4 protein-coding genes are annotated in these 5,330 nt (G+C 67.4%); all 4 read left to right on the forward strand.

Translation table 11 applies throughout. The annotated features are described in order from the left end of the window. Positions 1-1,287: UDP-glucose--hexose-1-phosphate uridylyltransferase (locus tag SY1_RS02150; RefSeq protein WP_208872593.1), on the forward strand; the 1,287-nt coding region annotated here is incomplete at its 5' end. A 183-nt stretch (positions 1,288-1,470) separates the two neighbouring features. Continuing rightward, positions 1,471-2,658: a galactokinase gene (locus SY1_RS02155; protein WP_015556031.1), complete on the forward strand. Its 1,188-nt coding sequence runs from the start codon at positions 1,471-1,473 to the stop codon at positions 2,656-2,658. Positions 2,659-2,719: 61 nt separating this feature from the next. Continuing rightward, positions 2,720-4,012 carry an NCS2 family permease gene (locus tag SY1_RS02160; RefSeq protein ID WP_243440562.1) on the forward strand — a complete coding sequence of 431 codons (1,293 nt, stop codon included), beginning with the start codon at positions 2,720-2,722 and terminating at the stop codon, positions 4,010-4,012. Between the two features lie 73 nt (positions 4,013-4,085). After that, positions 4,086-5,330: amidohydrolase family protein (locus SY1_RS02165; protein ID WP_208872594.1), on the forward strand; the 1,245-nt coding region annotated here is incomplete at its 3' end.

Consider the following 5,330-nt stretch of genomic DNA (forward strand, 5'->3'; position numbering starts at 1 on the left):
ATCGAGGGCGGCCCGGAGGAACGGGATCTGCTGGACACGCGACTGATGGGCGTCCTGACGCCGCGCCCCTCGGACGTCGTCGAGAGGTTCCGCGCCCTGTCCCGGACCTCCCCCCGCAGGGCGACGGACTACTTCTACGGGCTGGGCGTCGCCTCGAACTACGTCCGCTCGGCCCGCACGGCGCGGAACATTCGGTGGCGGACGGGGACGGACTTCGGGGAGCTGGACGTCACCATCAACCTGTCGAAGCCGGAGAAGGACCCGCGGGACATCGCCAGGGCGGGGAAGGCCCCCGCGACGGGCTATCCGCGGTGCCTCCTGTGCCGTGAGAACGAGGGCTTCTTCGGCCATCCGGGGCACCCGGCGCGGCAGAACCTGCGCCTGATCCCCCTGGACCTTCGGCAGGGTCAGAGCTGGTTCCTGCAGTACTCGCCCTACAGCTACTACGACGAGCACTGCATCGTCCTGAACGGAGAGCACGTCCCCATGGCCATCACGCGGGAGACCTTCGAGAACCTGCTGCGGTTCCTGGACCTCTTCCCGCACTACTTCGTGGGGTCCAACGCGGACCTGCCCATCGTGGGCGGCTCCATCCTGTCCCACGACCACTACCAGGGCGGCCGCTTCGTCTTCGCGCTGGACCGGGCGCAGGTGGAGCGGGACTACCCGGCGCGGAGCGGCGTCGCCATGGGGCGCGTCAACTGGCCCATGTCCGTGCTGCGCCTCGCCTCCCGCGAGGCCGCGCCGTTGATCGACGCGGCCTGCGGCGTCCTGGAGGCCTGGCGGGGCTGGAGCGCTCCGGAGGTGGGCGTGCTGTCCCGGACGGGGGATGTGCCCCACAACACCGTCACGCCCATCGCACGGCGGCGGGACGGGCGCTACGAGCTGGACCTGGTCCTGCGCAACAATCGCACGAGCCCGGAGCACCCCCTGGGGATATTCCACCCCCACGCGGACGTGCAGCACATCAAGAAGGAGAACATCGGTCTCATCGAGGTGCTGGGCCTGGCCATCCTGCCCCCGCGCCTGAAGTGGGCCCTGTCGGAGCTGGCGGAGGCCTGGCTTCGGGGCGAGGTGGACCTCGCCGCCCACCCGGCTCTGGCGGCGCACGACCCCTGGTATCGGGGCCTGCGGGAGCGCCATGTGGGTCTGGAGGCGGAGGCGGTGCCGGGCATGTTCCGCGACGAGGTGGGCCGCGTGTTTGCGCGGGTCCTCAGCGACTGCGGGGTCTTCAAGCGGGACGACGCCGGGCTGGAGGCCTTCGACCAGTTCGCTGCAGCGCTTTAGGCGTCCCTTGGGGGAGAGCGTCGGAGTCGCCGGCGCTCTCCCCGATTTACTTTGTGTTTTCAGGTATAGGCGTTTGCCCTTCGGATGTGTCATAATAAAGGGACTTTTTTGCGGGCCCTTCCACGCCTGCGGGCAGGGAAGGGATTTTTGGTTGGCCTGTCCTGGAGGAGGGCTGGTCGTCTTATGGAGATCAAGGCCGTTTACGAGAAGATGCTGCCCCGCTTTCGCGAGCTGTTCGGAGAGGGGGAGCCGACGCTGTACTTTGCCCCAGGCCGCGTCAACCTGATCGGGGAGCACACGGACTACAACGGAGGGCACGTCCTGCCCTGCGCCATCTCCCTGGGGATATGGGCCCTTGCGGTCCGGCGGGAGGGGAACAGGGTCCGCGTGGGGTCCATGAACTTCGACGACAGACCGCCGACGGAGACGGGACGCAGCGGCATCGAGCTCCGCGTGGAGTGGGGCTGGGCCAACTACCCCCTGGGAATGTTGAGCACGCTGGAAGTGCACCGCTACCCCATCCCCTCCGGCCTGGACATCCTCTTCTGGGGTGAGCTGCCCGTCGGGGCGGGGCTTTCGTCCTCGGCCGCGCTGGAGGTGCTGACCGCCTGCGTCGTCAACGACCTGTTCGGCCTTCGCATCGACCGGCTGAACATGGCGATCATGGGGCAGGAAACGGAAAACCGGTTTATCGGAACCCAGTGCGGGATCATGGACCAGTTCGCCGTCAGCATGGGGCGGAAGGGCTGCGCCGTCCTGCTGAACTGCGCCGCCCTGACCCACCTCTACGTCCTCCTCTACAGCGGGGGCTATCAGATCGTGATCGCGGACACCAACAGGCGTCAGTCGGCAGGGCGCGAGGACTACAACCTGCGCTGCCGGCAGTGCGAGGCGGCCTGTGAGGCCATCCGCCGCGTACGCCCCATCCGGACGCTCTGCGAGCTGTCGGTGGAGGACTTCAACCGGCTGGAAAGCGAGATCCCGGACCCGGTGAACCGTCGGCGCGCCCGACACGCCGTCACGGAGAACCAGCGCACCCTGGACGCGGCCAGGGCCCTGAGCCTGGCGGACCTGCGCACCTTTGGCCTCCTGATGCGGGCCTCCCACCTGTCCCTGCGCGACGACTACGAGGTCACCTGCCCGGAGCTGGACGCGCTGGCGGAGCTGGCGTGGCGTCAGCCGGGGGTGATCGGCGCGCGCATGACGGGGGCGGGCTTCGGAGGCTGTACGGTCAACGTCGTGGAGCGGCATCTCGTGAGCCGCTTCATCCGTGACGTCGGCGCGGGCTACGAGTTGCAGATGGGCTGTGCCCCCAGGTTCTACGTGGCGGACGCAGCGGACGGCGCCGCGAAGGTCAGGTTGCCCAAATAGGCGGCAGAGCTGCGCCTCTGGCCTGCCTTTTGATCTTCAGCTGAGAAAAGGGGTTATTCAATTGAATTTCCTGGATCGCTTCTTCAACATCTCCGGGCGCGGCAGCAACCTTCAGACGGAGGTCGCCGCGGGGCTCACGACGTTCATGACGATGTCCTACATCCTGGTGGTCCACCCGTCCTTCATGGCAAACGGCGCGGGAATGGACCGCATGGCCTGCGTGGTGTCCATGGCGCTCGTGTGCGGCGCCGTCACCCTGTTCATGGGGCTCTACGCCAACCTGCCCTTTGCCCTGGCCACGGGCATGGGCGGCAACGCCTTCTTCGCCTTCACGCTGGTGAAGGACGGCATCGTCACGTGGCAGGTTGGGATGGGGATGGTGTTCCTGTCGGGGGTGGTCTTCGTCCTGCTGACGGTCCTCGGCATCCGCGAGGTCATCGTCAAGCTCATGCCGCGCTCCATCAAGCTGGCCATCGGTGCGGCGGTGGGCATCTTCATCGCGCAGCTGGGGTTGAAGAGCGCCGGGATCCTGGTCGTTGACAAGGCCATGCGGTTCGGCGACCTGCACAGCGCGGGGACGCTGCTCTCCGTCATCGGGCTCTTCATCGTGACGGCCTTCATGTCCTTCCGGGTGCGCGGGGCGCTCTTGTGGAGCATCGTCCTCACCTCCATCATCGGCATCCCCATGGGCATCACGAAGCTGCCCGCCGCCTGGGTCGCCATGCCGGTGAGCCTGGAGCCGCTGTTCCTGAAGCTCGACGTCCTGGGAGCGCTGCACTGGCAGTACATTCCCTTCATGTTCACCTTCTTCGTGGGGGACTTCTTCTCGACGCTGGGCACGGTGCTGGGCGTCGGCGCGAAGGCCGGGCTCCTGGACGAGAACGGCGACCTGCCGGACATCGGCAAGCCCTTCCTGGTGGACGCCATCGGGACGGTGGTGGGCTCCATCTTCGGACTGACGACCGTCACGACCTTCGTGGAGTCGGCCGCGGGCGTGGAGGAGGGGGGCAAGACGGGCATGACGGCCATCGTCACGGCGCTCTGCTTCTTCGCCATGCTGCTGTTCGTCCCGCTGATCTCCTGCGTGCCCTCCCAGGCGACGGCCCCCGTGCTGATCATCATCGGCCTGATGATGATGCCGGCCGTCCAGGGCATCAACTTCAAGGACTTCACGGAGTCCTTCCCCGCCTTCATGACCATCCTGATGACGGCCTACCTGGGGCTGGCCAACGGCATCAGTTCGGGCATCCTGTGCTACACTGCGGCGAAGGTGCTCTCCGGCCGCGGCCGCGAGCTGCACTGGGGCACGTACCTGCTGTGCGTTCCCCTGATCGCGTACTTCCTGAACCTGTAGCGCCGGCTGCGAACGCACGACAGCGCTTTGAGATAAGACTTCGGTAACGACGGTAACGATTTCGGAGGCAGTCATGCAAATTCATCCAAAGGATCGGGGGCGGCTGGTGGATGCGGCGATGGGGCGTATCCCCTGCGACCTCCTCATCCACAACGTCAAGCTCTTCAACGTGTTTACCTGGGAGACCTACGAGGCCGAGGTGGGGATCGTCGACGGCTTCATCGCGTGCGTCTCCTCGGACCCGGACGGCGAAGGGGGCCGCTTTGAGATCGAGGCCCGCGAACGCTACGACGGACGAGGGCAGTTCCTGATCCCCGGCTTCATCGACAGCCACCTGCACATCGAGAGCAGCATGATGACGCCGGCCCACATGGCGGAGGCCGTGCTGCCCATGGGGACGACGACCCTCATCACGGACCCCCACGAGGTGGCCAACGTCGGCGGCGTGGAGGCGGTGGCCTACATGCTGGCGGCCAGTGAGGACCTGCCCATGCGGTTCTACGTGCTCACGCCCTCCTGCGTCCCCTCCGCGCCCGGTCTGGAGAACGCTGGAGCCTCCTTTGGGGCGGCGGAGGTGGAGCGCCTGATGGCCCACCCCAGGGTGCTGGGCGTCGCGGAGCTGATGGACTACCCTGGCGTGCTGTCCAACAGCAGCCGGATGCGGGCCATCATGGGGGCCTGCGAGAAACGGGGCGGCTTCATGCAGGGACATGCGCCCTTCCTTTCGGGGCGGGACCTGAACGCCTACCTGGCGGCCGGCGTGCGGAGCGACCACGAGACCCGTACGGGCCGTGAGGCCAGGGAGAAACTGCGGCTCGGCATGAACGTGGACATGCGCGAGAGCTCGATGTCCATGAACGTCGAGGCCATCGTCCCCGCCGTCCTGGACTTCCGCTCCCTCACGAACCTGTCCCTCTGCACGGACGACCTGGAGCCGGAGGACATCCTGACCACGGGGCACGTCAGCCGCGTCGCCGCCAGTGCGGTGCGGTGCGGAATGTCACCGGAGCAGGCCGTCGTCTGCGGGACGCTCAACGCCGCGCGGGAGATCGGCATCACGAACCTGGGGGCCGTAGCCCCCGGCTTCGCCGCGGACCTTCAGATCGTGCCGGAGCTGGCCTGTCCCAGGCCCAGCGCCGTGTTCGCTGCGGGGCGCTGCGTCGCGGAGGACGGGCGTCTCACCCTCGCCATCGAGCCCCGCTCCTTCCCCCAGGAAAAGGTCAACACCGTCCGACTGAGGCACCCCGGCGTGGAGGACCTCAAAATTCGTGCGGAGGGGGACGCCGCGCGAGTGCGGGTCGTACGCTACGCGACCCCG

It is taken from the genome of Fretibacterium fastidiosum (assembly GCF_000210715.1).
Lineage (GTDB): Bacteria > Synergistota > Synergistia > Synergistales > Aminobacteriaceae > Fretibacterium > Fretibacterium fastidiosum.